Source organism: Catellatospora sp. NPDC049609, from assembly GCF_040675365.1.
In the GTDB taxonomy this organism is placed as follows: Bacteria; Actinomycetota; Actinomycetes; order Mycobacteriales; family Micromonosporaceae; genus Catellatospora.
In genome coordinates this window covers 76,292-98,796 of sequence record NZ_JBFAOU010000008.1, presented here as the reverse complement: position 1 = coordinate 98,796, position 22,505 = coordinate 76,292, and the positions used below count along the sequence as shown (strand labels likewise).

25 protein-coding genes are annotated in these 22,505 nt (G+C 71.7%); 8 read left to right on the top strand and 17 right to left on the bottom strand.

The window, feature by feature from the left end:
* Positions 1-8 precede the first annotated feature (8 nt).
* The 5 genes from AB0J67_RS04115 to AB0J67_RS04095 form a co-directional block, all read right to left on the bottom strand.
* Positions 9-830 (bottom strand): F0F1 ATP synthase subunit delta, encoded by an 822-nt coding sequence (locus AB0J67_RS04115; protein ID WP_363476030.1) that lies wholly within the window; start codon positions 828-830, stop codon positions 9-11.
* Positions 830-1,360, bottom strand: a complete 531-nt coding sequence (locus AB0J67_RS04110; RefSeq protein WP_363476028.1) for a F0F1 ATP synthase subunit B — start codon at positions 1,358-1,360, stop codon at positions 830-832. The genes AB0J67_RS04115 and AB0J67_RS04110 overlap by 1 nt, the downstream gene beginning before the upstream one ends.
* A 72-nt stretch (positions 1,361-1,432) precedes the next feature.
* Positions 1,433-1,651 (bottom strand): ATP synthase F0 subunit C, encoded by a 219-nt coding sequence (gene atpE / locus AB0J67_RS04105; RefSeq protein ID WP_363476026.1) that lies wholly within the window; start codon positions 1,649-1,651, stop codon positions 1,433-1,435.
* 132 nt (positions 1,652-1,783) lie between these two features.
* Entirely contained in the window at positions 1,784-2,539 is a 756-nt protein-coding gene (atpB, locus tag AB0J67_RS04100) for a F0F1 ATP synthase subunit A (RefSeq protein ID WP_363476024.1), read from the bottom strand.
* 73 nt (positions 2,540-2,612) lie between these two features.
* On the bottom strand, positions 2,613-2,828 hold the full coding sequence (locus AB0J67_RS04095; RefSeq protein ID WP_363476022.1) for a hypothetical protein: 216 nt from the start codon (positions 2,826-2,828) through the stop codon (positions 2,613-2,615).
* 183 nt (positions 2,829-3,011) lie between these two features.
* On the opposite strand from AB0J67_RS04095, the gene AB0J67_RS04090 reads away from it, so the two are divergent.
* Positions 3,012-3,470: a hypothetical protein gene (locus tag AB0J67_RS04090; protein ID WP_363476020.1), complete on the top strand. Its 459-nt coding sequence runs from the start codon at positions 3,012-3,014 to the stop codon at positions 3,468-3,470.
* Positions 3,471-3,566: 96 nt separating this feature from the next.
* Here the strand turns inward: AB0J67_RS04090 and AB0J67_RS04085 are convergent, their stop codons facing one another.
* The 4 genes from AB0J67_RS04085 to prmC all read right to left on the bottom strand — a co-directional run bounded on the left by AB0J67_RS04085 (position 3,567) and on the right by prmC (position 6,227).
* Positions 3,567-3,974: a hypothetical protein gene (locus tag AB0J67_RS04085; protein WP_363476018.1), complete on the bottom strand. Its 408-nt coding sequence runs from the start codon at positions 3,972-3,974 to the stop codon at positions 3,567-3,569.
* Between the two features lie 95 nt (positions 3,975-4,069).
* Positions 4,070-4,666 (bottom strand): phosphotyrosine protein phosphatase, encoded by a 597-nt coding sequence (locus tag AB0J67_RS04080; RefSeq protein ID WP_363476016.1) that lies wholly within the window; start codon positions 4,664-4,666, stop codon positions 4,070-4,072.
* Positions 4,666-5,334, bottom strand: coding sequence for an L-threonylcarbamoyladenylate synthase (locus AB0J67_RS04075; protein ID WP_363476014.1), 669 nt, complete (start codon positions 5,332-5,334; stop codon positions 4,666-4,668). The genes AB0J67_RS04080 and AB0J67_RS04075 overlap by 1 nt, the downstream gene beginning before the upstream one ends.
* Before the next feature lie 59 nt (positions 5,335-5,393).
* Complete coding sequence (gene prmC, locus AB0J67_RS04070; protein ID WP_363476012.1) at positions 5,394-6,227, bottom strand: peptide chain release factor N(5)-glutamine methyltransferase; 834 nt, start codon at positions 6,225-6,227, stop codon at positions 5,394-5,396.
* Between the two features lie 139 nt (positions 6,228-6,366).
* Here prmC and AB0J67_RS04065 point away from each other — a divergent pair, with 139 nt between their 5' ends.
* The 3 genes from AB0J67_RS04065 to AB0J67_RS04055 are packed head-to-tail and all read left to right on the top strand — an operon-like array spanning position 6,367 to position 8,937.
* Positions 6,367-7,365 (top strand): ATP-binding cassette domain-containing protein, encoded by a 999-nt coding sequence (locus AB0J67_RS04065; protein WP_363476010.1) that lies wholly within the window; start codon positions 6,367-6,369, stop codon positions 7,363-7,365.
* Positions 7,362-8,147, top strand: a complete 786-nt coding sequence (locus AB0J67_RS04060) for an ABC-2 family transporter protein (RefSeq protein ID WP_363476008.1) — start codon at positions 7,362-7,364, stop codon at positions 8,145-8,147. Before AB0J67_RS04065 ends, AB0J67_RS04060 begins: the two co-directional genes overlap by 4 nt.
* A 1-nt stretch (position 8,148) precedes the next feature.
* Positions 8,149-8,937, top strand: a complete 789-nt coding sequence (locus tag AB0J67_RS04055; protein WP_363476007.1) for an ABC-2 family transporter protein — start codon at positions 8,149-8,151, stop codon at positions 8,935-8,937.
* A 106-nt stretch (positions 8,938-9,043) separates the two neighbouring features.
* Here AB0J67_RS04055 and AB0J67_RS04050 read toward each other — a convergent pair whose 3' ends face one another.
* The 3 genes from AB0J67_RS04050 to rpmE all read right to left on the bottom strand — a co-directional run bounded on the left by AB0J67_RS04050 (position 9,044) and on the right by rpmE (position 11,071).
* On the bottom strand, positions 9,044-9,586 hold the full coding sequence (locus AB0J67_RS04050) for a DUF3558 family protein (protein WP_363476005.1): 543 nt from the start codon (positions 9,584-9,586) through the stop codon (positions 9,044-9,046).
* Positions 9,587-9,672: 86 nt separating this feature from the next.
* Positions 9,673-10,761, bottom strand: a complete 1,089-nt coding sequence (gene prfA / locus AB0J67_RS04045) for a peptide chain release factor 1 (RefSeq protein WP_363476003.1) — start codon at positions 10,759-10,761, stop codon at positions 9,673-9,675.
* Positions 10,762-10,846: 85 nt separating this feature from the next.
* Positions 10,847-11,071: a 50S ribosomal protein L31 gene (rpmE, locus tag AB0J67_RS04040; RefSeq protein ID WP_203742699.1), complete on the bottom strand. Its 225-nt coding sequence runs from the start codon at positions 11,069-11,071 to the stop codon at positions 10,847-10,849.
* 186 nt (positions 11,072-11,257) lie between these two features.
* On the opposite strand from rpmE, the gene AB0J67_RS04035 reads away from it, so the two are divergent.
* The 3 genes from AB0J67_RS04035 to AB0J67_RS04025 all read left to right on the top strand — a co-directional run bounded on the left by AB0J67_RS04035 (position 11,258) and on the right by AB0J67_RS04025 (position 13,920).
* On the top strand, positions 11,258-12,349 hold the full coding sequence (locus AB0J67_RS04035) for an RNA ligase (protein ID WP_363476000.1): 1,092 nt from the start codon (positions 11,258-11,260) through the stop codon (positions 12,347-12,349).
* A gap of 21 nt (positions 12,350-12,370) precedes the next feature.
* A complete protein-coding gene (locus AB0J67_RS04030; RefSeq protein ID WP_363475998.1) occupies positions 12,371-13,252 on the top strand; it encodes an AAA family ATPase in 882 nt (293 codons plus the stop codon).
* An 80-nt stretch (positions 13,253-13,332) separates the two neighbouring features.
* Positions 13,333-13,920 (top strand): Uma2 family endonuclease, encoded by a 588-nt coding sequence (locus AB0J67_RS04025; RefSeq protein ID WP_363475996.1) that lies wholly within the window; start codon positions 13,333-13,335, stop codon positions 13,918-13,920.
* Between the two features lie 56 nt (positions 13,921-13,976).
* Here the strand turns inward: AB0J67_RS04025 and AB0J67_RS04020 are convergent, their stop codons facing one another.
* The 3 genes from AB0J67_RS04020 to thrB form a co-directional block, all read right to left on the bottom strand.
* Positions 13,977-17,360 (bottom strand): phosphodiester glycosidase family protein, encoded by a 3,384-nt coding sequence (locus AB0J67_RS04020; protein ID WP_363475994.1) that lies wholly within the window; start codon positions 17,358-17,360, stop codon positions 13,977-13,979.
* Positions 17,361-17,565: 205 nt separating this feature from the next.
* Positions 17,566-19,491, bottom strand: a complete 1,926-nt coding sequence (rho, locus tag AB0J67_RS04015; RefSeq protein WP_363475992.1) for a transcription termination factor Rho — start codon at positions 19,489-19,491, stop codon at positions 17,566-17,568.
* A 387-nt stretch (positions 19,492-19,878) separates the two neighbouring features.
* Complete coding sequence (thrB, locus tag AB0J67_RS04010; RefSeq protein WP_363475990.1) at positions 19,879-20,781, bottom strand: homoserine kinase; 903 nt, start codon at positions 20,779-20,781, stop codon at positions 19,879-19,881.
* Between the two features lie 74 nt (positions 20,782-20,855).
* Between thrB and AB0J67_RS04005 the strand changes: the two genes are divergently transcribed.
* Positions 20,856-21,230 carry a hypothetical protein gene (locus AB0J67_RS04005; protein ID WP_363475988.1) on the top strand — a complete coding sequence of 125 codons (375 nt, stop codon included), beginning with the start codon at positions 20,856-20,858 and terminating at the stop codon, positions 21,228-21,230.
* A 149-nt stretch (positions 21,231-21,379) separates the two neighbouring features.
* Here the strand turns inward: AB0J67_RS04005 and AB0J67_RS04000 are convergent, their stop codons facing one another.
* The gene (locus AB0J67_RS04000) at positions 21,380-21,601 is read right to left on the bottom strand and encodes a hypothetical protein (protein ID WP_363475986.1); all 222 of its coding nucleotides are present in this window, start codon (positions 21,599-21,601) and stop codon (positions 21,380-21,382) included.
* Between the two features lie 10 nt (positions 21,602-21,611).
* On the bottom strand, positions 21,612-22,475 hold the full coding sequence (locus tag AB0J67_RS03995; protein WP_363475984.1) for an SPFH domain-containing protein: 864 nt from the start codon (positions 22,473-22,475) through the stop codon (positions 21,612-21,614).
* Between the last annotated feature and the right edge of the window lie 30 nt (positions 22,476-22,505).

Sequence of the window (22,505 nt, the reverse complement as noted above, 5' to 3'; positions counted from 1 at the left end):
TCAGGCGCTCACTTGCCGGCGAGCGCGTTGCGGACTGCGGCCAGCCGCCGTGCGATGGTGCCGTCGTAGAGGTCGCTGCCGACCTTCACGCTCAGCCCACCCAGCACCGCGGGGTCGACGGTTACCTTCACCGAGACCTGACGGCCGTATACGGCGGACAGCGACGACGCCAGGCGCGCCTCCTCCGCCTCGGTCAGCGACTGCGCGACCGTGACGTACGCGACCTGCGCCTCGCGGCGCTCGGCGGCCAGCTCCACCAGTCGGGTGAGGCCGTTGCCGAAGGACCGGCCGCCGAAGCCGCGCACGGCCAGCTCGGCCAGGCTCACGGTCACCGGCTTGGCCTTGCCCTGCAGCAGACCGCGCACCAGCTCGGCCCGCTTCGCCACGGGGACGGTGAAGTCGCCGATGGTGTTGGTCAGGGCCGGGTCGCCGGCGACGATCTGCCCGAAGCGGAACAGCTCGTCCTCGACCTCGGTGAGGTCGCCGGCCTGCTCGGCCGAGGCCAGCAGCGCGTCGGCGCCCAGCCGCTCGGCGGCGTCCAGCAGCTCCGACGCGGCCGACCAGCGGCCCGAAGCCAGCACCTTGACCAGCTCGAGCGTACCCTCGCTGATCTTGCCGGCCAGCAGCGTGCCGACGAGCCCGGCCCGCTGCTCACCGGGACGGGACGGGTCCGACAGCGCGCGGCGCAGCCGCGGCTCGCGGCCCAGCAGCTCCGCGAAGGCCAGCAGCTCCTCCGCGGTGACCGCCGTGGCGGCGGCACCCGCGGTCCGGGCGGAAGCCTCCAGCGCCGCCCGGGCCGCGGTGTACGACTCTCGGCTTGCCGCCTGCATCAACGTGCTCCGGCGGTCTCGAGCTCGGCCAGCGCCCGCTCGACGGTGCCACGGCGACGGGCCTCGTCCTCCAGCGACTCGCCGACGATCTTGCCGGCCAGGCTGACCGCCAGCGCGCCCATCTCGCCGCGCAGCTCGCGGACGATGCTCGCCCGCTCGCCGGCCAGCTGCTCGCGACCGGCCGCGATGATGCGGTCGGACTCCTCGCGGGCCTTGGCCAGCACGTCGGCACGGATGCCCTCGGCGTCGGCGCGGGCCTCGTCACGGATGCGCGCGGCCTCCGTCCGGGCCTCGGCCAGCTGCGCCTTGTACTGCGACAGCAGAGCGGCGGCCTCGGCCTGGGCCTTCTCCGCCTTCACGAGACCACCCTCGATGGCCTCGACGCGCTGCTGGAACATGCTCTCCATACGCGGGAACACGAACTTCGTCAGCACGAACAGCAGGACACCGAAGGCGATGAGGCCGACGATCACCTCAGCCAGCGGCACACCGAGCACGTTGTAGGCGTGCCCCTCCTGTGCGATGTTCATTGGTCACTCCCCTTCGGCGGTGACCGGCCCTGTGGGACCGGTCACCGGATCAGCCAGCGGTTGGAAGCGGCCTCAGGCACCCGCGGGCTGCAGGGCGAAGGCGAGCACCAGGCCCAGCAGAGCGAGCGCCTCGACGACGGCGAAGCCCATGAACATGTAGGTCCGGGTCAGGCCGGCGCTCTCGGGCTGGCGGGCGGTCGCCTGGATGTAGGCGGCGAAGACCAGACCCACGCCGATACCCGGGCCGAGGGCGGCGATGCCGTAGCCGATGACGTTAAGGCTGCCGGTCATGTTGGATTCCTCCTGAGTTCGACGCGTGCCAGTCACGCGCACGTTTTTGGTTACAGGTACGAGCGATCTTCAGTTGTTGATCGGTGAGTCGAGAGGTGTCGCGCCGGGCGGCGCGGGTCAACCGGTGCTGTCTCAGTGCTCTTCGGAGATCGAGCTCTGGAAGTAGGTCGCCGACAGCAGCGTGAAGACGTAGGCCTGCAGGCTCAGGATGAACAGCTCGAACAGGGTCATCACGATGGCGAACGCCCAGCTGCCCAGCGCGGCGGGCTTGAGCAGCAGCGGGCCCGAGTTCCACAGGGCCACGCCGCCGAGGGTGAACACCAGCAGGATCATGTGGCCCGCGAACATGTTCGCGAAGAGACGGACCGACAGCGTGATCGGGCGCAGGATCAGGTTCGAGATGAACTCGATCGGCACCAGGATCGGGTGCACCCACCACGGCACGCCCGGCTGCACGGTGGAGTGCTTGAGGTAGCCCAGGAAGCCGTGCTTCTTCACGCCGAGGCCGATGTAGAGCAGCCAGGTCAGCACCGCGAGCACCGCGGGGAACGCCAGGTGCGAGTTCGGGGAGATCTGCGCGAACGGCACGATGCTCCACAGGTTCGTCACGAAGACGAAGACGAAGATCGTGGCCAGGTAGGGGGCGAAGCGCACGCCCTGCGGCCCGATGATGTCGGTGGCGATGTTGTTACGGACCACGCCGTACACCGACTCGGCCAGCCACTGCTTCTTGTTCGGCACGAGGGTGGGGTTGCGGTACGTGACCAGGAAGAAAATGATCACGATGGCGACGGCCAGCCAGACCAGCAGGGTCAGCTTGGTGAAGGCGGGGCCCCAGGTGGTGCCGTCGAGGGACGGGATCAGGCTCTTGTAGTCGAAGCTCTCCACGCCGGGAGGGAACTCCGAGGCAAGGAAACCCGGCTGCGTAATCAACCTGTCATCCTCCGTCGATGGGGCACGGTCACCCGTCCAGTCGCTTAATGATCAGATAGACCCCGGCGGCCCCGCCGCCGATCAACCCGATCAACAGCCCGACGTTCGGAAGTCCCAGCCACTTATCGATGAGCCACCCGGCCCCTCCCCAGACGATCATGCCGCTGAGGAGATAACCGAGAGCCGCCCAACCCGCATCGGCGCCCTGCTGTTGAGGGCGCTTAGGAGGCTGGTCATCGGCCATGACGCGGCGAACAATATCAGCCACCCCTTGCAGCGGGCGACGCACCCCCCGTACGCGAGCGATGTTCATCACCTGGTCGGCGGTGCGTCTTCTTCCGTAAGGGTGAGATCGATGTTGATTTAACCGCGCCGAACCGCTGTGATGGAGCAGTCACCCTTCGTTCTCCCCCACGGCGGTGCGACCATGCGCAAGGCCACGATACCGGTAATTTTCGTGCTGCTCACAGCGATGAGCGCTGGTTGTGAGCCGCGCGGCAACGACGACGGGGAATCGTCCAAGCCAGTGCACTGCACGGTCATCGTCGATGGACCGAAGGCCGACGACAAGCGGGTCAACTTTGCCGGCCGCGTCCGCTATCGATGCTCGACCCCCGGCGCCGAGAAGCTCACCCTCAAGATCCGGCTGGAGCGCCAGGACGGCGAGAAGTGGCGCAGCGTGGCCACCGTCACACACACCCTCAAGGGCAGGCAGACCTACGCCGCCGAGCTCAAGTACCAGTCCAAGAACGTGACCCTCAAGTGCCGCACCGGCACCTTCCGCACCGTCGTCGACTGGTCCCGCACCTCCCGCAAGGACACCGAGGGCGACAACCTCATCTCCGGCTCCGTCAAAGACCCCTGCCGCCCACCCCTGTTCGGCTGACCCCGCCCTGGAGGCGTTGATCATGAACTTACGGGCGTGCTCGGCGGCGTGTCACCACCCTGCGGCCGTGATCACGGGTGCGTCGGGAGCGGGGGGCTACTTCTGCTCGGGGTCGTCGATGTAGGGGATGCGGGCGTGCCAGAGCCACCAGGCGTGGCCCACGGTCCAGGCGATGGCGGCGATGCCGATGCCGATCGCCATGGGCTTGAGGCCCGCCCACCCGGTCTGCGCGATCACCGCGAGCACCAGGAACAGCACGGTGAACTTGACGCCGTACATCAGCAGCCCGACGCTGAGCACCATCTTCGGGTTGATCGAGTCCGCCCAGGCGATGACCAGGCTGGACAGCAGGTAGCTCACCACCACCAGGCCCACGCCGGCCAGCACGCCCAGCGCCGCGGCCGGGCTGACCGTGAAGTACGCCACCAGCGGCGCCACCACGGCCACCACCGCGGAAACCCCCAGCATGAACGGCACGAACGTCAGCCGCTTAGCAAGCATCACGCCGTCTTTCTTCGATGATCACGGTGCCAGGGTAGCGACACGCCGTCGAACACGCCCTCGAGTTCATGATCAACCACGCGGGGTGGGGGTGGGGGTCAGCGTGGGAGGAGGGCTGTGGTGAGGGGGATCACGGTGGCTTGGATCTCGTCGCCGATGCGGGCGAAGACCTGGTCGCCGCGGCCCCAGGGGTCGTCGAGGTCGTCCTTGGGTTCGGCGGGGTCGCCGTTGCGGGCGGCGGCGACGGCGGCGACCAGGGCGACGCCGCGCTCGTACACCGCGTCCGGCGTGCGGTCGGCGGGGGGCAGCGCGGCCAGGTCGATCGTCGGCAGCAGGCGGCCGAACTCGCCGAGCACGAAGGTGCGCTCGGCGGCGTCGGGGCGCAGCGCGGTGACGTAGTCGTACTGGTCGGCGGTGGCGGTGAGGATCAGGTCGGCCGCCTCGATGTGCTCGGCGCGCAGCTTGCGGGCGGCGAACTCGTCCGGCGAGCCGCCGCGCGAGCGCACCTGGCGGGCCGCGGGCGGGTTCATCTCCTCGCCCTCGTGCCAGCCGCCGGTGCCCGCCGAGTGCGACAGCACCAGGTCGGCACCGGCCGGGCCGGCCTGCTCGGTGACGGCCAGGGCGAGCAGGCGCTCGGCCATCGGCGAGCGGCAGATGTTGCCCATGCACACGTGCAGGACCGTGAACGGGGCCATCACGCCTCCTCCGGAGCCGTGGTGTCGGGGGCGACCTCGCGCAGCTGGTCGAGGCTGATCGCACCGGCCCGCAGCACGCGCGGGCGCTCGCCGGTCACGTCCACGATCGTCGACGGCACCGGGCTGGGGCACTCCCCCGCCTCCAGGTACACGCTGACCTTGTAGCTGAGCTGGTCGCGGGCCTGCTCGGCGGTGAGCGCCGCGGGCTGGCCGGTGAGGTTGGCCGAGGAGACCGCCATCGGGCCGGTCTTGCGCAGCACCTCCAGCGCGACCGGGTGCAGCGGCATGCGTACGGCGACCGTGCCGCCCGTCTCGCCCAGGTCCCACTGCAGGCTCGGCGCCTGCTCGACGACGATGGTCAGCGCGCCCGGCCAGAAGGCCTCGACCAGGTCGCGGGCCACCGACGGCAGCCGCATGACGAGCCCGTCGAGGGTGTGCCGGGAGCCGACGAGCACCGGCGGCGGCATGTGCCGACCCCGGCCCTTCGCGCTGAGCAGGTTCGTCACCGCCCACGGCTTGAAGGCGTCGGCACCGATGCCGTACACCGTGTCGGTCGGCAGGACCACCAGGTCACCGCTGGAAACGGCGTCGATCGCGGCCTGGATTCCCCGGTCGCGTTCGACCACGTTGCGGCAGTCGTAGAGCCTCACGGTGAGCCAGTCTGTCATGCGCTGTTCGCATTCGGCACGCACGGCTCCCTCCCTGGGACGCGAGCGCGTCGAGGGGGTTACGAAGGCGCCCTTCCGTGCCACACGGCGGTGGTGAAGCGGGGGCGGCCCGCCAGGTCGCGGTGGGTGGCGACGTCGGTCCAGCCGTCGGCCAGCAGGGCGGACATGGCTTCGGTATGCGTGTCGTCGTGCTCGACGCCGAGGCGGCCGCCGTCACGCAGCACCTCGGCGGCGCGCCGGATGAGGTCGGGGATGAGGTCGAGACCCTCGTCACCGGCGAAGACGGCTTCGGCGGGATCGTGCGCAACCTCGGGCGACACGGCCGCTGCGAGCGGGACATAGGGCGGGTTGCTCAGGACCAGGTCGACGGGGGCGGGCAGGGCGACGGACCGGACGTCGCCGGGCAGCACCGACACCCGCGTGCCGGTGATGTTGCGGCGCAGCCAGGGCAGGGCGTCCTCGCTGCGCTCGACGGCGTGCACGCGCGCGTCGGGGCGGGCGTCGGCTATCGCGATCGCCAGCGCGCCGGAGCCGCTGCACAGGTCGAGCACCACCGGGTCGGCCGTGCCGCGCAGCGCCTCGATCCCCCACCGGGCCAGCAGCTCGGTCTCCGGGCGCGGGATGAACACGCCGGGGCCGACCAGCAGCTCGCGGTCGAGGAACGGCGCGGTGCCGGTCAGGTGCTGCAACGGGATCCGCTCGCCGCGCCGCCGCACCAGGTCGGCGAGCTGCCCGGCCTGCGCGTCGGTGACCGTGTCGATCAGCAGCAGGCGGCCGCGGGCCGTGCCGAGCACGTGTGCCGCGAGCAGCTCCGCCTCCACGCGCGGCGCGTCCAGCCCGGCGGCGGCGAGGTCGGCGGCGGCCTGCCGGAGCTGGGCGGAGAGCAGAGGCATCCGCCCACCGTAACCGCCTGCCGGCCGGCCACGGCCCCCGGTCCGCGCCACGCCGCGCGTCCCGGGCGATCTTCGCGGCGGCGGCGGGCGGCCGGGAATCCGGTTGACCCCCGGCGGGGGCGCTGGTTGGGTCGGCGGCATGTCATTGGTGGAGGCCCGAGGGCTGACGAAGATCTTCCGTCGGCCGCAGAAGGATCCGGGTCTACGGGGCGCCCTGAAACATCTGTACCAGCGAAGATTCAAGGACTTCCGGGCGGTCGACGGCATCGACCTGTCCATCGAGGCCGGCGAGTCGGTCGCCTACGTGGGACCCAACGGCGCCGGCAAGTCGACGACGATCAAGTTGCTCACCGGCATCCTGGTGCCGACGGCGGGCACGGTCCGGGTGGCCGGGCTCAACCCGCACGCCGACCGGGTCGCCAACGCGCGCAACATCGGCGTGCTGTTCGGCCAGCGTACGCAGCTGTGGTGGGATCTGCCGGTGCGCGAGTCGCTGGCCCTGCTGCGCGACATGTACGACCTCAGCCCCGCGTTCTACCAGCAGCGCCTGGAACGCCTGGACGCCGTGCTGGACCTGTCCGACCTGCTGCCGGTGGTCGCCCGCAAGCTGTCGCTGGGCCAGCGCATGCGGGCCGACATGGCGGCGGCCCTGCTGCACCAGCCGAAGATCGTCTACCTGGACGAGCCGACCATCGGCCTCGACATCGCGGTCAAGGACCGGGTGCGCGAGTTCCTGCGCGAGATGCGCGCCGACGGCACCACGCTCATGCTGACCACGCACGACCTCGGCGACATCGAGGACGTCTGCGAGCGGATCGTCATCATCGACGAGGGCCGCAAGATCTTCGACGGCCCGCTGGCCGAGATGAAGGACCGCTTCGCCCGGGTGCGCCGGATGCACCTGCAACTGGCCGAGGCGGTCCCACTGGAGAAGCTCGCCGAGCGGCTGCCCGAGGTCGAGGTCACCGCCGGGGACGGCGCGAGCGAGGTGACCATCACGTTCGACCGGTTCACGCACACCGCCGGGCAGGTCATCGCCGCGGTGCTGGACGTGGTCGAGGTCGGCGAGCTGCACCTGGACGAGCCGGCGATCGAGGACGTGGTGCGCAAGGTGTACGCCGGGGAGCTGCTGCGATGAAGCCGTATCTCGGGCTGCTGCGGATGTCGACGCGCCGGATCCTGGCGTACCGGATGAGCTCGGTGATCCTGTGGCTCGGCGGGGCGACGTTCCTCGCGGGCTCGCTCGCGGTGTGGCACGCGCTGCTGTCCGACGGCGCGATCGGCGGCTACGACTGGGACCAGATGAAGGCGTACCTGCTGGTGGGCTGGGCGACCGGCGCGCTGGGCTCGGCGTACGGCGACTGGTGGATGGCCAACCGCATCCTCGACGGGCACGTCGCCACCGACCTGACCAAGCCGCTGGACTACCAGTGGGCCCGGTTCAGCGAGCACATGGGCGGGCTGGTCACGGAGTTCACGGCGATCGGGGTGGCCACCCTCGCGGTGATCTCGCTCACCGGCGGGCTGGCCGTGCCCGGACCGGGCCAGGCGCTGCTGTTCGTGGTGAGCTTCCTGCTGGTGGCGCCGCTGAAGTTCGCCATCGCGTACATCACCACGATGGCCTGCTTCTGGACGCAGAACTTCATGGGCCTGTCCTGGGCCAAGGACGCGATCGTGACCCTGTTCTCCGGCGCGCTGATCCCGCTGGCGCTGCTGCCCGCGTGGCTGGCCGGGCCGGCCGCGGTGCTGCCGTTCGCCAGCATCACCGCCACCCCCGCCGCGATCTTCCTGGAGCAGGCCACCGGCTGGGCGGCGCTGCGGCTGCTGGCCGTGCAGGCGGCCTGGGTGCTGGCGCTGTGGTGGGGCGCCCGGCTCATCTGGCGGCGCGCGCTGCGCGCCCTGACCGTCCACGGAGGCTGACGTGCGCCGGGTATTGCGGATCTACCGGCGCAGCCTGGGCGCGCACCTGCGCGCGGTGCTGGAGTACGAGGCCGACTTCTGGATCATGGTCGTGGCCGGGGTGCTGTTCCAGGTGCTCAACCTGATCTTCCTGAGCGCCGTGTTCGCGCACGTGCCCGCGCTCAACGGCTGGTCCTACCCGGAGGCGGTGCTGCTGGCCGGGACGTACGGCTTCGTCAACGGCCTCGGCCCGCTGTTCTTCGAGGGCACCTGGCGGCTGGCCGGGAAGATCAACCATGGCGAGCTGGACTACCCCCTGGTGCGCCCGGTCAACGTGCCGGTCCAGGTCATCAGCGGCGGCATCGGCATGCACGGCCTGGGCGACATCATCGCCGGCGGCGCGATGATCGGCTGGGGCCTGGCCAACGCCGGCATCGAGTGGACCCCCGCCAAGGTCGCGGGCGGCCTGGTGCTGCTGCTCAGCTCGGCCGCGATCCTGCTCTCGCTGATCGTGATCGGCAACGCGGCCTCGTTCTGGATCAGCGGCCCGCACCCGTTCTTCGCGATGACCCTGATCCGCACCGGCGACATGGCCAAGTACCCGATCACCATCTACGGCGTCGCCGTGCGCGCGGCGTTCACGGTGCTGGTCCCGTACGCCTTCATCAGCTTCTTCCCCGCGTCCTGGGTCCTCGACAAGGAGGCCTCCTGGCTCGGCCTGCTCACCCCGCTCGTCGCGGTCTACTCCGTCTGGCTCGCCCGCACCGTCTTCCGCGCCGGTCTACGCCGCTACGACTCCGCCGGCCACTGAAGATCGCGTCGATCTTGCGCGAACTGTGGGTGCGACACACCCCAACCGGGCAGATCCCCAACAGTTCGCGCAAGATCGACGAGGCAGGCGGGCGGCGGCGGGCGGCTCAGCGCACCGCGGTGAGGGCGCGCTCGGCGAGGTCCACGGCCAGGGCGCGCAGGTCGCCGCCGCGCAGGTTCTTGTCGGAGACGCCGAGGTTGACGATCAGCAGATCCTGGTCGACGGCGACCATGAGCTTCGCGCCGCGCTCGTACCACTTGGCACGCAGGCCCGCGATCCGCGTCTGCTCGCCGCTGTTGGTGAAGTCCAGGTTGCCGGCCGCACCGGTCTGGTACTGCACATGGATCGCGGGCGTGGCGTCGTTGCCGCCGAGGTGGTAGGCGCAGCTGATGATGCCCGGTCCGGGTTCGGCCCGGTGGAACGGGATGTCCACCCCCGCCGCGTCGGCGACCGCACCGGCGGACAGCAGCGCACACAGATCGGGCAGGACGGCGGACGGGGAGGCCGCCGGGGTGCCCGCCTCGGTGGCGGACGCGGCGGGCGGGTTCGCCGCCGGACCGCCGCCGGCCGGCCCGCACGCCGCCAGGGCGAGCGAGCCGAGCAGGGCGAGCACCGCGAGCGGGCGGGACGGGCGCAGAGCGTGGGTCATGCGTACATGACAGGAGACGATCTCCGCCGCGGCAACGCTGAGTCGATCACCAGACATCAGCGCTGCCGGATCGGCCGCGGCCGGTCCTACTGACGGCTGAGCTCCGTGTCACCGGCCAGGCGGGCGGCGCGGTCGGCGGCGGTGAGGGCTTCGAGCACCCCGTCCATGTCGCCCGCGACGGCGAGGTCGAGGTTGTACGCCGTGTAGCCGATGCGGTGGTCGGTGATGCGGTTCTGGGGGTAGTTGTAGGTGCGGATGCGCTCGCTGCGGTCGACCGTGCGGATCTGGGCCTTGCGGGCGTCGGCGGCGGCGGCCATGGCCTGCTCCTCGGCGAGCTGGGCCAGCTTGGCGCGCAGCATGCGCATCGCCTTGTCCTTGTTCTGCAGCTGGGAGCGCTCGTTCTGGCAGGTCACGACGGTGCCGGTGGGGATGTGCGTGATGCGCACAGCCGAGTCGGTGGTGTTGACGGACTGGCCGCCCGCGCCCTGCGAGCGGTAGACGTCGATGCGCAGGTCGCTCTGGTCGATCTCGATCTCGGTCTCCTCGGCCTCGGGCATGACCAGCACGCCCGCGGCGGAGGTGTGGATGCGGCCCTGCGACTCGGTGGCAGGCACGCGCTGCACCCGGTGCACGCCGCCCTCCCACTTCAGCCGCGACCAGACGCCGTTGCCGCCGTCGGGCACGCCGCGGGTCTTGATGGCGACCGAGACGTCCTTGACCCCGCCCAGGTCCGACTCCTGCGAGTCGAGCACCTCGGTGACCCAGCCGCGCCGCTCGGCGTAGCGCAGGTACATCCGCAGCAGGTCGCCCGCGAACAGCGCCGACTCCTCGCCGCCCTCGCCGGACTTGATCTCGAGGATCACGTCCTTGGCGTCGTTGGGGTCGCGCGGCGCGAGCAGCTCGGCGAGCTTCTCCTCCAGGTCGGGCAGCCGCTGCTCCAGGCTGACCGCCTCGGTGGCGAAGTCCGGGTCGATCGCGGCCAGCTCGCGCGCCGCCTCCAGGTCCGCGCGGGCGGAGTCCAGCTCGGCGGCGGTCTTGTGGATCGGGGTGAGCGCGGCGAAGCGCCGCCCCACCCTGCGGGCCTCCGCCTGGTCGGCGTGGATCGCCGGGTCGGCCAGCCGCGCCTCGAGTTCCGCGTACTCGGCCAGCAGGGCGGTGAGTCGCTCGTTGCTCATGTCCGAATCCTCACTCGACAGCGGTACGACCTGCAACAGCACAACGCCCGCCCCGTCGATGACGGAGCGGGCGCGGGCACGACTGCTACTTGGCGTCCTTCTTCTGGACCTTGGCGTACTTGGCCTGGAACTTGGCCACCCGGCCGGCCGTGTCCAGCACACGCTGCTTGCCCGTGTAGAACGGGTGGCACGCGCTGCAGGTCTCGGCGTGGATCTGACCGCCCTTGGCGGTGCTGCGGGTGGTGAAGGTGTTGCCGCAGGAGCAGGTGACGGTGGTCACGTCGTACTGCGGGTGGATACCGGACTTCATAGCCGCGGTCCTTTCGTTTCGTGGTGGGCGCTGGGTCGCTGTCATCACTGCCGGACGCCCGTCCGGACAGCTCGGGCGTGAACCAGTCCCGGTGGCCGACTGACCAGTATGCCATCCACCCCGATCGCGCCTCGCAGCGCCTAACTCGGCTGCGCTTCGCGAGGAAGTCTCGTAGCGTCACCGGCCATGTCCCCCATCGCAACAACGACCCTCGCCGCCATGTTCCCGCCCGGGGCGCTGGACCGTGCCGTGGCCGATGGGCTGGTCCGGGCGCAGGTCCACCCTTCACTGCCGCTGACCATCTGGAACTACACCGAGAAGTGCACCTACGCGAACACGTGGGACGTGGTGACACTCGCGTGCCGTGGGCTCATCACTGATGCGTCCGGCACGGTGCTGGCGCGTCCGCTGGTCAAGTTCTTCAACCACGGGCAGCCGGGCGCGGCGGAGATCGGCCTCGACGAGCCGGTGGTGGTGACGGACAAGGCCGACGGCTCGCTGGGCATCGTGTACCCGACCCCGGACGGCCCCGCGGTGGCCACCCGCGGCTCGTTCGCCTCCGACCAGGCGCGTCACGCGACGGCGCTGCTGCGCGAGCGGTACGCGGGCTGGACGCCCCCGGCCGGGCTCACCGTGCTCGTGGAGATCATCTACCCGGGCAACCGGATCGTGGTCGACTACCGCGGCATGAACGACCTGATGCTGCTGGGTGCCGTCGAGATCGCCACCGGCCGGTCGCACCCGCCGAGCGCGGTGCCGGACTGGCCGGGCCCGGTGGTGGAGACGTTCGCCTACCCGACATTCCGCGACGCGCTGGCCGCGCCGGCGCGGGCGGGCCGGGAGGGCCTGGTCGTGCACGCGCTGGGCAGCGACAGCCGGGTGAAGCTCAAGTACGCCGAGTACGTCCACCTGCACCGCATCGTCACCGGGCTGTCCGCGCGGGCCGTGTGGGCGGCGCTGGGCGAGGGCGCGACGGTCGCCGAGATCGCCGAGCCGCTGCCCGACGAGTTCCACCCGTGGGTCACCGACCTGGCGACCCGGCTCACCACCGCCCTGGCGGAGCTGGAGAAGCGGGTCGCGGCGGCGCACGACCAGATCCTGGCCGGGCTGCCCGAGGGCTGGTCGCGCAAGGACTACGCGATGGTCGCCGGGCGGCACGAGCTGCGCGGATACCTGTTCGCGCATCTCGACGGCAAGCCGTACCGGCGGCAGCTGTGGGAGGCCGTCAAGCCCGACGGCGACGAGACGCCGCACGGCCGTACCTTCGACGACGAGTAGCACCAGCGACAAGGAGACGCGATGCCCACCCTCACCATCACCCGGGGCCTGCCCGGCTCGGGCAAGACCACGTGGGCGAAGGCGCAGCCGGGCGTCCGGGTCAACCGCGACGACCTGCGCCGCATGCTGCACGGCGGCAACCTCGGTGAGGGCTGGGCGGAGCGGCAGGTCACCGTCGCCCAGCGGGCGCAGGTCGAGGCCCTGCTCAAGGCCGGGGCCGACGTGATCTGCGACGACACCAACCTGCGCGCCAAGGTGGTCCGCGAGCTGGCCGACCTGGCCGTCGACTGCGGCGCGCGGGTGACCCTGCGCGACTTCACCGACGTGCCGCTACAGGTGTGCCTGGAGCGCGACGCGGCCCGGCCGGAGGCCGAGCGGGTCGGCTCCGAGGTGATCCTGCGCATGCACGAGCGCTTCCTGGCCGGGCGCCGGGAGCCGATCGTGCTGCCCTCCCCCGGCCCGCGCCTGGTCTACACCCCGCCCGCGGACAAGCCCCGCGCGGTGCTGGTCGACCTGGACGGCACGGTCGCGCTGATGGGCGGGCGCAGTCCGTACGACCACACCCGCGTGCACCTGGACCTGCCGCACCAGCCGGTGATCGACGCGGTCCGCGCGCTGCACGCGGCGGGCCACACGGTGATCTACTGCTCCGGCCGGGTCGAGGCGGCCCGCGCTGGCACGCAGGCGTGGCTGGACCGCTTCGTCGGCGTGCCGTACGCGGCGCTGCACATGCGGGCCGACGGCGACCAGCGCAAGGACTCCGTGGTCAAGCGGGAGATCTTCGAGAAGGAGATCCGGGAGAACTGGTACGTCGTGTGCGTGCTCGACGACCGCAACCAGGTCGTGCGCATGTGGCGCGAGCTCGGCCTGACCGTGTTCCAGGTGGCCGAGGGCGACTTCTGACGGGTCCGCCGGCGGGTGCTCGACGCCGGCGGGCCCGCTCCCTACGATGGATTGACAGCCGGCAGTACGAGAGGGCGGTCATGACCAGGCCCACCCATCGGATCACCCATGACGGGCCCGCCGTCGTGCTGCCCACCGCCGTGACGGTCACCCCTGACGAGTACGACGCCCTGCCCCCGGATGCCCGGATCGAGCTCGTGGACGGAGTGCTGCACGTCATGACGCCCCCCACCACGCGACATCAGATCGTCATGATGCGGCTCGTGCAGCAGCTGCTCCGCCGCTGCCCGGAGCACCTGCTCGCGCTGCACGAGCAGGAGATCCGGCTGGCCGACGACCACCGGCGCAACCCGGACGTGCTGGTGGTGCGCCGCGCCGCGGTGAACCTGGACTGGTTCAGCTTCGCGCCCAAGGACGTGCTGCTGGCGGTGGAGGTGGTCAGCCCCGGCACGCAGACCGCCGACCGCAAGCACAAGCCCGCCGAGTACGCCGACGCCGGGATCCCGTTCTACTGGCGCATCGAGCCGCTGCCGGACTTCACCGTGCACACGTACCAGCTCGACGAGACCGACGTGTACGAGTCCACCGGCGTCTACTCCGCCGGCGACGTCATCACCGTCCCCCGCCTCGACTGGGCCGCCCTCACCGTCACCGACCTCATCCCTTGACCGAGACACGGGACGGGCCCGCACCCGGTGGGGTGCGGGCCCGTCCGGTGGGGTCGTCAGCCGACCGTGATGGTGGCGGTGGCCGTGACGGCGTTGACGGTGACGGTGAGGGTGGCCGTGCCCTGTCGTAGGGCGGTGACCTGGCCGGTGGCCGGGTCGTAGGACGCCACCGCGTTACGCGGGGCCGTGCGGGCCGGGCCGAGGTGGACCGTGCCCGCCCAGTCCGCCGAGACGGGGTACGCCACCGGGACCTGCCGCCCCGCCTGGGTGACCACGGCGGACACCGGGCCGGACGCGCCCACCGCGAGCGATGCCGGCGCGGTCAGCGCCAGCTCGTCGACGTGCGGGCGGATCTCGGCGTGGAACCAGTCGCTCACCCCGGCCTGCGGGAACAGGCGCGGCAGCAGCCACTCCAGCGGCCCGACCGGGTCGACGCCGATCATGGTCCAGCCGGTGAAGCCGCCCTCGGCGGGCGAGGTGGACGGCGCCTTGCCGGAGTTCCCGTTGATCAGGTACGGCACCCCGTCGACCCGGCTGGCCGCGAACGTGCCGACGTGGCTGTTGACCATCGCGGCGCCCTTGCCGGAGCTCCACTGGAAGTCGGCCAGCCACCGCTCGACGGTCGCCACCTCCTTCGCCTCGGCCAGCTCGCTGGCCTGCACCGGCGTGGGGTCGCGCGGCGGGTGGTGGAAGAAGACCGCGACCGAGCCGAGCGCCGGGTCGTCGGCCGCCTCGTCCAGCGCCTTGCGCAGCATGAGCACCTGGTCGAACCCGCCGCCGCGCAGCGTGCCCTTCGACGAGTCGAGCATGACCAGCCGGGTGCCCTTGTGGTCGACGACCCGGTGGGTGTCGCCGAACACGGCCCGGAAGTTGTCCAGGTTGCCCGGCCCCATGATCTCGTGGTTGCCGGGGACATAGTAGTACGGCAGCGCGCCGCCCAGCTCCTCGTCGAGGATCTGCTTGGCCAGCGCGATGTCGGCCGGGGCGGCCTCGTCCACGAAGTCGCCGTTGATCACCAGGAAGTCCGGCGCGGCGGCCTTGATCTCGCGCAGCGTGCGCCGGGCGTTGCGGACCAGGTCGCTGTCGGGGTTGCGGGCCACGAACTGGGCGTCGGACATGACCGCGAAGCGCCACTTCTCGTCGCCCGCGGCCCCGTCGCGGATCACGAAATCGCGCTGGTACGCCGGGTCGGCGGGCACCTCGATCTCGGCCGGCAGCTTCACCGCGAGGTCGTCGATGACGATCGCGTTGGTGTAGGACGCCTCCGGCTTGATCTCCGCCGGGTAGAACCAGCGGAACTTCAGCGGGTGCTGCAGCCCGGCCGGCACCGGGAACTCGATCTTCTGCCAGCCGCTCGCCGTCAGGTACGGGCCGCTGAACGCGGGCACGAGCGCCCCCGTGGCGTCGTACACCTGCAGCCGGGCCCACTCCCCTCGCCCGGCCTCGGGGTTGACCCACATGCTCACCGCGAGCGGCTGCCCGGGCAGCTCGATCAGGGCGGGCGGGGTGGCGTACGAGGTCCGCGTGCCGGTGGACTGCGTGAAGTCGTACGACATGCGCAGGCCCAGCCCGTCGCGGCCCGGCACCGCGGCGACCGCGCAGGTGGCCCGCGCGGTGGTGCACTTCCACGCGGCGGCGTCGTCGAAGTTCGCGACGACCACCTCGCGCGCGCCGACGGTGACGCCGACCCGCGTGGTGAACCCGTCCACGGTCAGCTCGACGACGGTGCCGCCGTCGGCCTTGCCGGTGACCGTGAAGCCGCCCGCGCCGTCGGGCGCGATGTCGACGATGGCGCGGTCGTAGGACAGCGACACCTCGTCGGCCTCGATGGGCGCGCTCAGCGCGTCCCGGTCGAAGCCCAGCACGCCGAAGCTCCCGGTGTTGCCCACCCCGGCCAGGGAGAGCCGCTCGGCAGTGGCGTCGATCCTGGTCAGCGGGTTGAGCACGGTGAGCCCGAGCTTGCCCGTGGCGCTGCCGCGGAAGGCGGTGACGGTCGCGTTCCCCGGGGCCAGCGCCTTGAAGGCACCGCCCTCGACCTTGCCGATCGGCGGGAAGACCAGCCACGACGGGGTGCCCGCGGCGGGGCCGTAGGTCTCGTCGTGCCCGGCGGCGGTCAGCTTGCGCGCGTGCCCGGGGAAGACCCGGTCGGGCCGCCCGCCGCGCACGTCGTTGAGGGTGGGCGCGGCCATCGGCGAGGTCGCCGTCTCCACCCAGAACCCGCGCAGCGAGCCGCTGCCGACCGGCGACAGCACCGCCAGGCCGTTGGGGGTGGGGCGCTCGGTGCCGTCCGAGGGCGAGTTCTCGATCTGCGGCGCGACCGAGCCCGGCTCGCGGGCCAGCATCGTCGACGAGCCGCCGCCGTCGAGGTTGAGCGCGTCGTGCGCGCCCAGGCGCTGCATCATCACGGCCAGGTCGCGCAGCGTCAGCCCGTGGCTGTCGGCCTGCCGCCCGTCGACCGTGAGCAGGTACATCTTCGTGCCGGTGGCGTCGAAGCCGACCGCGCTGCGCGGGTTGTCCGCGTCGACCGCGGCCTCCGGGGAGACCTGGCCGTCGCGGACCAGCCAGACGTTGCCGCCGATGGCGGTGTCCAGCTCACCGCCGTCGGAGCTGCGCGGCCGGTAGCTGACCTGGACCCGGGTGCCCGGCGTGAGGGCCGCGAGCGCGTCGGCGCCCGCCTCCCGGCCGAGCAGCACCTGGGTGCCCTCGGCGATCGGGCCGCTGCCGGGCGTCGCCGACACGGACTCGACCACGCCGTCGCGCAGCACCACCTCCGTGGCCCGGCTCGCGCCGGTCACCGGGCGGCTGCGGCCGAACGTGCCCCACAGGCCGGTGTAGACGCCGACCGCGTTCGCGCCCAGGACGTGGGTGTTGAACCCGGCGAGCGCGATCGGGGCGGCGCCGTCGGGGGTGGCGGTGCCCTCGAAGTACACCTCGACCAGCCGGCCGACGTCGCCGGCGGTGAACCCGACGGCCTTGTGGTGCCCGGTGATCGGGGCCTGGATCAGCTCGCCGTCGCGGATGCCGACGCCCTGCGCGGCGCCGGAGTTGTTGATGTCGAAGAAGTCGCCGTTGATCCCGCCCACGATGCGGCGGTCGTCGCGCGCGGCGACCTGCTGGGACAGCGGCTGGGTGGCGGCCACCGCGCCGGGGAACACGTAGTCCACCGTGGCGCTGCCGGACAGGTCCACGGTGAGCGCGTCCGCGCGCAGGAAGCCGCGTGCGTCGTACCGGTCGAACGAGGTGAGGGTGACGCCCGGCGCGACCGGCCGGGTGCTGGTGGGGGTGTCGACGTAGTCGGCGCCGGTGACCACGTCGCCGTAGGGGTCGGCGACGCCGCCCGGCGGGACGGCCGCTGCGGGCTGCGACAGCCCGCCGGCGGCGATGGTGGTCAGGGCGGTGAGGGCGAGCAGCAGGGGACGTATCCGCCTTCGCGAGGGCACGGTTCCTCCCGGGAATGAGGGGTGGCTGCCGTGTAGTGCAGCCCGGCCCGGAGGAGGTCGCACGGCAGCGCGAATGCCTGAAGGAAAACTTCAGACGAACAATAGTTCCCGAAAGGTAGTTGCACATCCCCTGATGCGCGATCGATCCCGGACAGACGGAAGGGCCGGCACCTCGCGGTGCCGGCCCTTGCCGTTTCTCGCTACGTCACTCCCCCGGAGTGGTCTTCGCGATCTGCATCAGGAACTCGATGTTGGTCCGGGTCTGCTTGAGCTTGTCGAGCAGCAGGTCCAGGGCCGCCTGCGAGTCCAGCGAGTGCAGGACCTTGCGGAGCTTGTGCACGATGACCAGCTCCTCCGGCGCCAGCAGGATCTCTTCCTTGCGGGTGCCGGACGGGTCGATGTCGATGGCCGGGAAGATGCGCTTGTCGGCGATCTTCCGGTCGAGCTTGAGCTCGGCGTTGCCCGTGCCCTTGAACTCCTCGAAGATGACCGTGTCCATCATGGAGCCCGTCTCCACCAGCGCCGTGGCGATGATGGTGAGCGAGCCGCCGTTCTCGATGTTGCGGGCCGCGCCGAGGAAGCGCTTGGGCGGGTAGAGCGCGGTCGAGTCGATACCACCGGACAGGATGCGGCCGGAGGCCGGCGCGGCCAGGTTGTACGCCCGGCCCAGACGCGTGATCGAGTCCAGCAGCACCACCACGTCGTGACCCAGCTCGACCAGGCGCTTGGCCCGCTCGATCGCCAGCTCGGCGACGGTGGTGTGGTCCTGCGGCGGCCGGTCGAACGTCGAGGCGATGACCTCGCCCTTGACCGAGCGCTGCATGTCGGTGACCTCTTCAGGCCGCTCGTCGACCAGCACGACCATCAGGTGGCACTCGGGGTTGTTCGTGGTGATCGCGTTCGCCAGCGCCTGCAGGACCATGGTCTTGCCGGCCTTGGGCGGGGACACGATCAGCGCACGCTGGCCCTTGCCGATCGGCATGACCAGGTCGATGACCCGGGTGGTGAGGATGTGCGGCTCCGACTCCAGCCGCAGGCGCTCCTGCGGGTAGAGCGGAGTGAGCTTGTAGAACTCGGCGCGGCGGCGGGCCTCCTCGGGCTCCATGCCGTTGACCGTGTCCAGCCGCACGAGCGGGTTGTACTTGTCCCGCCGCTGCTCGCCGTCGCGGGCCGCCTTCACGGCACCCGTGATCGCGTCACCGCGGCGCAGGCCGTACTTCTTCACCTGCGACATCGACACGTAGACGTCGTTCGGGCCCGACAGGTAGCCGGTCGTGCGCACGAACGCGTAGTTGTCGAGCACGTCGACGATGCCGGCGACCGGCACGAGCACGTCGTCCTCGGACACCTGCGGCTCGGCGCCGCCGCCACCGCCGGTCGTCTCACCGCGCTCACGGCCGCGTCGGCGGTCGCGGAACCGGCTGCGCCGGCCACGGCGGCCGTCGCCGTCCTCGTCGCCGTCGAAGCGCTCGCCACCGCGGTCGCCGCGGTCGGTGTTGCGCTCGCCCCGCTCGGCGCTGCGCTCACCCCGCTCGGCCCGGTCGCCGCGCTCGGCACGGTCCCCACGCTCGGCACGGTCGCCGCGCTCGGCCCGGTCTCCCCGGTCGCCGCGCTCCCCGCGCTCGGCGTTGCGCTCGCCGCGCTCCGCCCGCTCGCCACGCTCGGCCCGGTCTCCCCGGTCGCCGCGCTCAGCGCGCTCACGCCGGGACTCGCGACGGTTCTCGTCACGTCCACGGCCCTCGGCGGGTGCCTCCGCCTCGCCACGCGGTTCCGGAGCGTTGCGGCGGCTACGACGCTCGCCGCGCGGCTCACCGGCCTCAGCGGCCGCGGGCTGCTCACCCGCGGACTCGCGGACCTCGGCCCGCACCTCCTCGCGAGCGGGCGCGGCGGCCGCGGCGACATCAGCGCGGGGGCGCGGAGCGCCGCCGCCCTGGCTGGCCGTGATCGCGGCGATCAGCTCGCCTTTACGCATACGCGCGGTGCCGGTGATTCCCAGGCCTGCTGCCATGGTCTGCAGCTCCGGAAGCAGCTTCGCGGAGAGACCGCTGCCGGCGGAGCGGCGGCGCCGGCCGGTGGAGGCGTCGTCAGCGACGTGGGAGACATCCGACGTCACGTCGGTGGTGTCGCTCAATGGATTCCTTCCCTCGATTGGCCGGGGCAGCCCGGGTCTTGGTACGACAGTTGGCGGCCGGGCGGCCTCGGAACCCGTCGGTGCTCGTCGCGAGCCCTACGGGGGTCTTGGCGCAGTCTCGACGGCGTTCCGCAGCCGTCCATTGACGACTTCGCGGACACGCCTGGAGCGTGCGATCAGTCTGCGGCAGCAGGCATAGGACTGGGGGTGGACGGCCGTCTGGCAAACGGTATCCGTCTGAACCGAGCTCCGGTTGCGCCGCCCCGCAAGATCGGGCGCTTCGCGGCTGTGCTGCCTAGAGCGTAATCAACGACTGAGACCAGCGGCAACACCGGGCTACTCGGCGTGTCTGAACTGCTGCAAAAGAGAGGTGAAACGCCCCGGTTTCTATCCAGGGATCCTACCCGCCGAGACACGGGCTCCACCAGCGAACACCGGCAGAGTGTGTGCCAACCAACTCCCACCCAGGTCGAAACCGGATGGCAAGGGTGAAAGCGCCAGCACGCTCGGCCCGGCGCCGCTCACCACGGCGGCGACACCGGCCTCTCGCAGACGTGCAACGAGCTCGGCCGTCTGCGGCATTCCCGCGGCACGGTAGCCCTGGTGGAGGCGGTCCTCGGTGGCCTCGAAGAGCAGGCCGGGCGCCGCGGTCAGCGCGTGCACCAGCAGCGCCGACCGGCCCGCGTTGAACGCGGCGTCCGGGTGCGGCACGGTCGCCGGCAGCGCCGCACGGGCCTGCTCGGTCAGCCCGCGTACGGCCGGGACCAGGACGGTCGGGCGGATCTCCGGCGCCACCGGCAGCGACACGGCCCGCGCGCCCCCGGGCTCGGTCCAGGCGATGGTGAACCCGCCGAGCAGGCACGGCGCGATGTTGTCCGGGTGGCCCTCCAGCCGCCCCGCGATGCGGACCTCGTCCGCCCTGGTCAGCCGGCCCCCGGCGAGCGCGTTGGCGAGGGTCACCCCGGCCGTGATGGCGGCGCTGGAGGAGCCCAGGCCGCGCGCCTGGGGGATGCGGTTGCGGCAGTGCAGCGCCAGCCCGGCCGGCTGGACGCCCAGCTCGGCGAAGGTGTCGCGCATGGCCCGCACGATCAGGTGCGTCTCGTCCTGCGGCAGCTCGCCCGCGCCCTCACCGGTCACCTCGACGCTGGTCTTGCCGTCCTCGGTCACCCAGGCGGTGACCTCGTCGCAGAGGTCCAGCGCCAGACCCAGGGCGTCGAACCCGGGCCCGAGGTTGGCGCTGGTCGCGGGCGCGAGGACGGTGTACGCCCCGGCCGAGAAGGAGATCGTCACGCGGTCATCGTAGGCGTGCGCGGGTTGCCGCCCCTCGATACGGTGTCCGGGTTGCCCATCCCTCGGGAGATTTCGTGGAACTGGAAACGTTCGACGTGAGCATGCTCGGCTACCTGGTGCCCCAGCTGGTCGGCGCGGTGCCGTTCCTGATCGGCCTGATCCTCGCGCTGGCCATGCGCGCCAGGATCGGGCCCCTCGCCGCCGGCCTCACCCTCGCGGCCTGCGCGCTCGGACTCCTCGGCGTCATCATCAACGCCTGGTGGGGGCTGTGGGGCATCCGGGCGGCCGTCGAAGGCGGCTCGCCGCAGACCACGATCGTCGTGGTGAACCTGGTCCTCGGCCTGATCCACCTCGCCTGGCTCAGCCTGCTGGTGGGCGCGGTGTTCGCCGGTCGCCGCCAGCTGCCGGTCGTGCGCACCGCCGTCCCCGCGCCGGACTCGCCGCTCTGATTCTCCCCGCGCCGGACGCGCCGCCCCGACCGTCCGGATCGGATCCGGGCGCTCCGCCGGATCCGGCCCGACGCGACCTTCCGCCGGCTCCGGCCCGGCCATGGTCGGTCTGGCCGTGGTCGGTCCGGTCGTGGTCGGTCCGGTCGGGGTCAGTCCGGCGCCGGCTCCTCGTCCGGCTCCGTCGGGCCGTCGCCCGCCGGTGACCTGCCGCCGGCGGGGCGGTCGACCTGCCGCCCCGCCGACCTCAGCGCGGCCCGCAGGGCGTACTCGATCTGCGCGTTGACGCTGCGCAGGTCGTCGGCGGCCCAGCGGGCCACCGCGTCGTACACCGCGGGATCGAGCCGCAGCAGCAGTTTCTTGCGTTCAGGCACCGGACGGTCCTCAGTAGAGGGTGCCCGCGTTGACGACGGGCTGGGCGTTGCGGTCGCCGCAGAGCACCACCAGCAGGTTGGACACCATCTGCGCCTTGCGCTCCTCGTCCAGCTCGACCACACCCTGCTCGCTCAGCTGGTCCAGCGCGCTGGAGACCATGCCGACCGCGCCCTCCACGATCGTCGACCGCGCCGCGACGATGGCCTGCGCCTGCTGGCGCGCGAGCATCGCCTGCGCGATCTCCGCAGCATAGGCGAGATGGGTGATCCGCGACTCGACCACCTCGACGCCGGCGAGGATGACCCGCTCGCGCAGCTCGGCGGTGAGCTCGTCGCTGACCGCGGCGCTGTCGCGCAGGCTGGTGCGGCCGCTGCCGTGCGCCTCGTACGGGTAGCTGGTGGCCAGGTGCCGCACCGCCGTCTCGGCCTGCACCTCGACGAAGTGGCTGAAGTCGTCGACGGCGAACTTCGCCGCGTACGTGTCGACGACCCGCCACACGACCACGGCGGCGATCTCGACCGGGTTGCCGTCGGCGTCGGAGACCTTGAGCCGGTTGGACTCGAAGTTGCGCACCCGCTTGGAGATCTTGCTCTTCTCGGTCAGCGGCCAGGTCCAGTGGAAGCCCGGCTCGCCGATCGTGCCGACGTACTTGCCGAAGAACTGGATGACCCGCGCGTCGTTGGGGCTGATCACGATGAAACCGGTGGCGATCAGCACCAGCAGCAGCGTGCCGACGGCTACGGCGACGGCGATGACGCCGTCGGTGCCCGGCTTGTCGGCGTTCGCCGCGATGAACGCGATCATGGCCACCGCCACGAGCAGCGCGACCAGCACCATGATGAACCCGGAGACCCGGAACGCCCGCCTCTGCATGGCGCCTCCCCTACTATCGAAGTGATATCA

Bases quoted from the DNA above. Each gene is read 5' to 3' on its own strand.
- AB0J67_RS04115 (WP_363476030.1), bottom strand. From the start codon at position 830: ATGCAGGCGGCAAGCCGAGAGTCGTACACCGCGGCCCGGGCGGCGCTG.
- AB0J67_RS04110 (WP_363476028.1), bottom strand. From the start codon at position 1,360: ATGAACATCGCACAGGAGGGGCACGCCTACAACGTGCTCGGTGTGCCG.
- atpE (WP_363476026.1), bottom strand. From the start codon at position 1,651: ATGACCGGCAGCCTTAACGTCATCGGCTACGGCATCGCCGCCCTCGGC.
- AB0J67_RS04095 (WP_363476022.1), bottom strand. From the start codon at position 2,828: ATGGCCGATGACCAGCCTCCTAAGCGCCCTCAACAGCAGGGCGCCGAT.
- AB0J67_RS04090 (WP_363476020.1), top strand. From the start codon at position 3,012: ATGCGCAAGGCCACGATACCGGTAATTTTCGTGCTGCTCACAGCGATG.
- AB0J67_RS04080 (WP_363476016.1), bottom strand. From the start codon at position 4,666: ATGGCCCCGTTCACGGTCCTGCACGTGTGCATGGGCAACATCTGCCGC.
- AB0J67_RS04075 (WP_363476014.1), bottom strand. From the start codon at position 5,334: ATGACAGACTGGCTCACCGTGAGGCTCTACGACTGCCGCAACGTGGTC.
- prmC (WP_363476012.1), bottom strand. From the start codon at position 6,227: ATGCCTCTGCTCTCCGCCCAGCTCCGGCAGGCCGCCGCCGACCTCGCC.
- AB0J67_RS04065 (WP_363476010.1), top strand. From the start codon at position 6,367: ATGTCATTGGTGGAGGCCCGAGGGCTGACGAAGATCTTCCGTCGGCCG.
- AB0J67_RS04060 (WP_363476008.1), top strand. From the start codon at position 7,362: ATGAAGCCGTATCTCGGGCTGCTGCGGATGTCGACGCGCCGGATCCTG.
- AB0J67_RS04050 (WP_363476005.1), bottom strand. From the start codon at position 9,586: ATGACCCACGCTCTGCGCCCGTCCCGCCCGCTCGCGGTGCTCGCCCTG.
- prfA (WP_363476003.1), bottom strand. From the start codon at position 10,761: ATGAGCAACGAGCGACTCACCGCCCTGCTGGCCGAGTACGCGGAACTC.
- rpmE (WP_203742699.1), bottom strand. From the start codon at position 11,071: ATGAAGTCCGGTATCCACCCGCAGTACGACGTGACCACCGTCACCTGC.
- AB0J67_RS04035 (WP_363476000.1), top strand. From the start codon at position 11,258: ATGTCCCCCATCGCAACAACGACCCTCGCCGCCATGTTCCCGCCCGGG.
- AB0J67_RS04030 (WP_363475998.1), top strand. From the start codon at position 12,371: ATGCCCACCCTCACCATCACCCGGGGCCTGCCCGGCTCGGGCAAGACC.
- AB0J67_RS04025 (WP_363475996.1), top strand. From the start codon at position 13,333: ATGACCAGGCCCACCCATCGGATCACCCATGACGGGCCCGCCGTCGTG.
- AB0J67_RS03995 (WP_363475984.1), bottom strand. From the start codon at position 22,475: ATGCAGAGGCGGGCGTTCCGGGTCTCCGGGTTCATCATGGTGCTGGTC.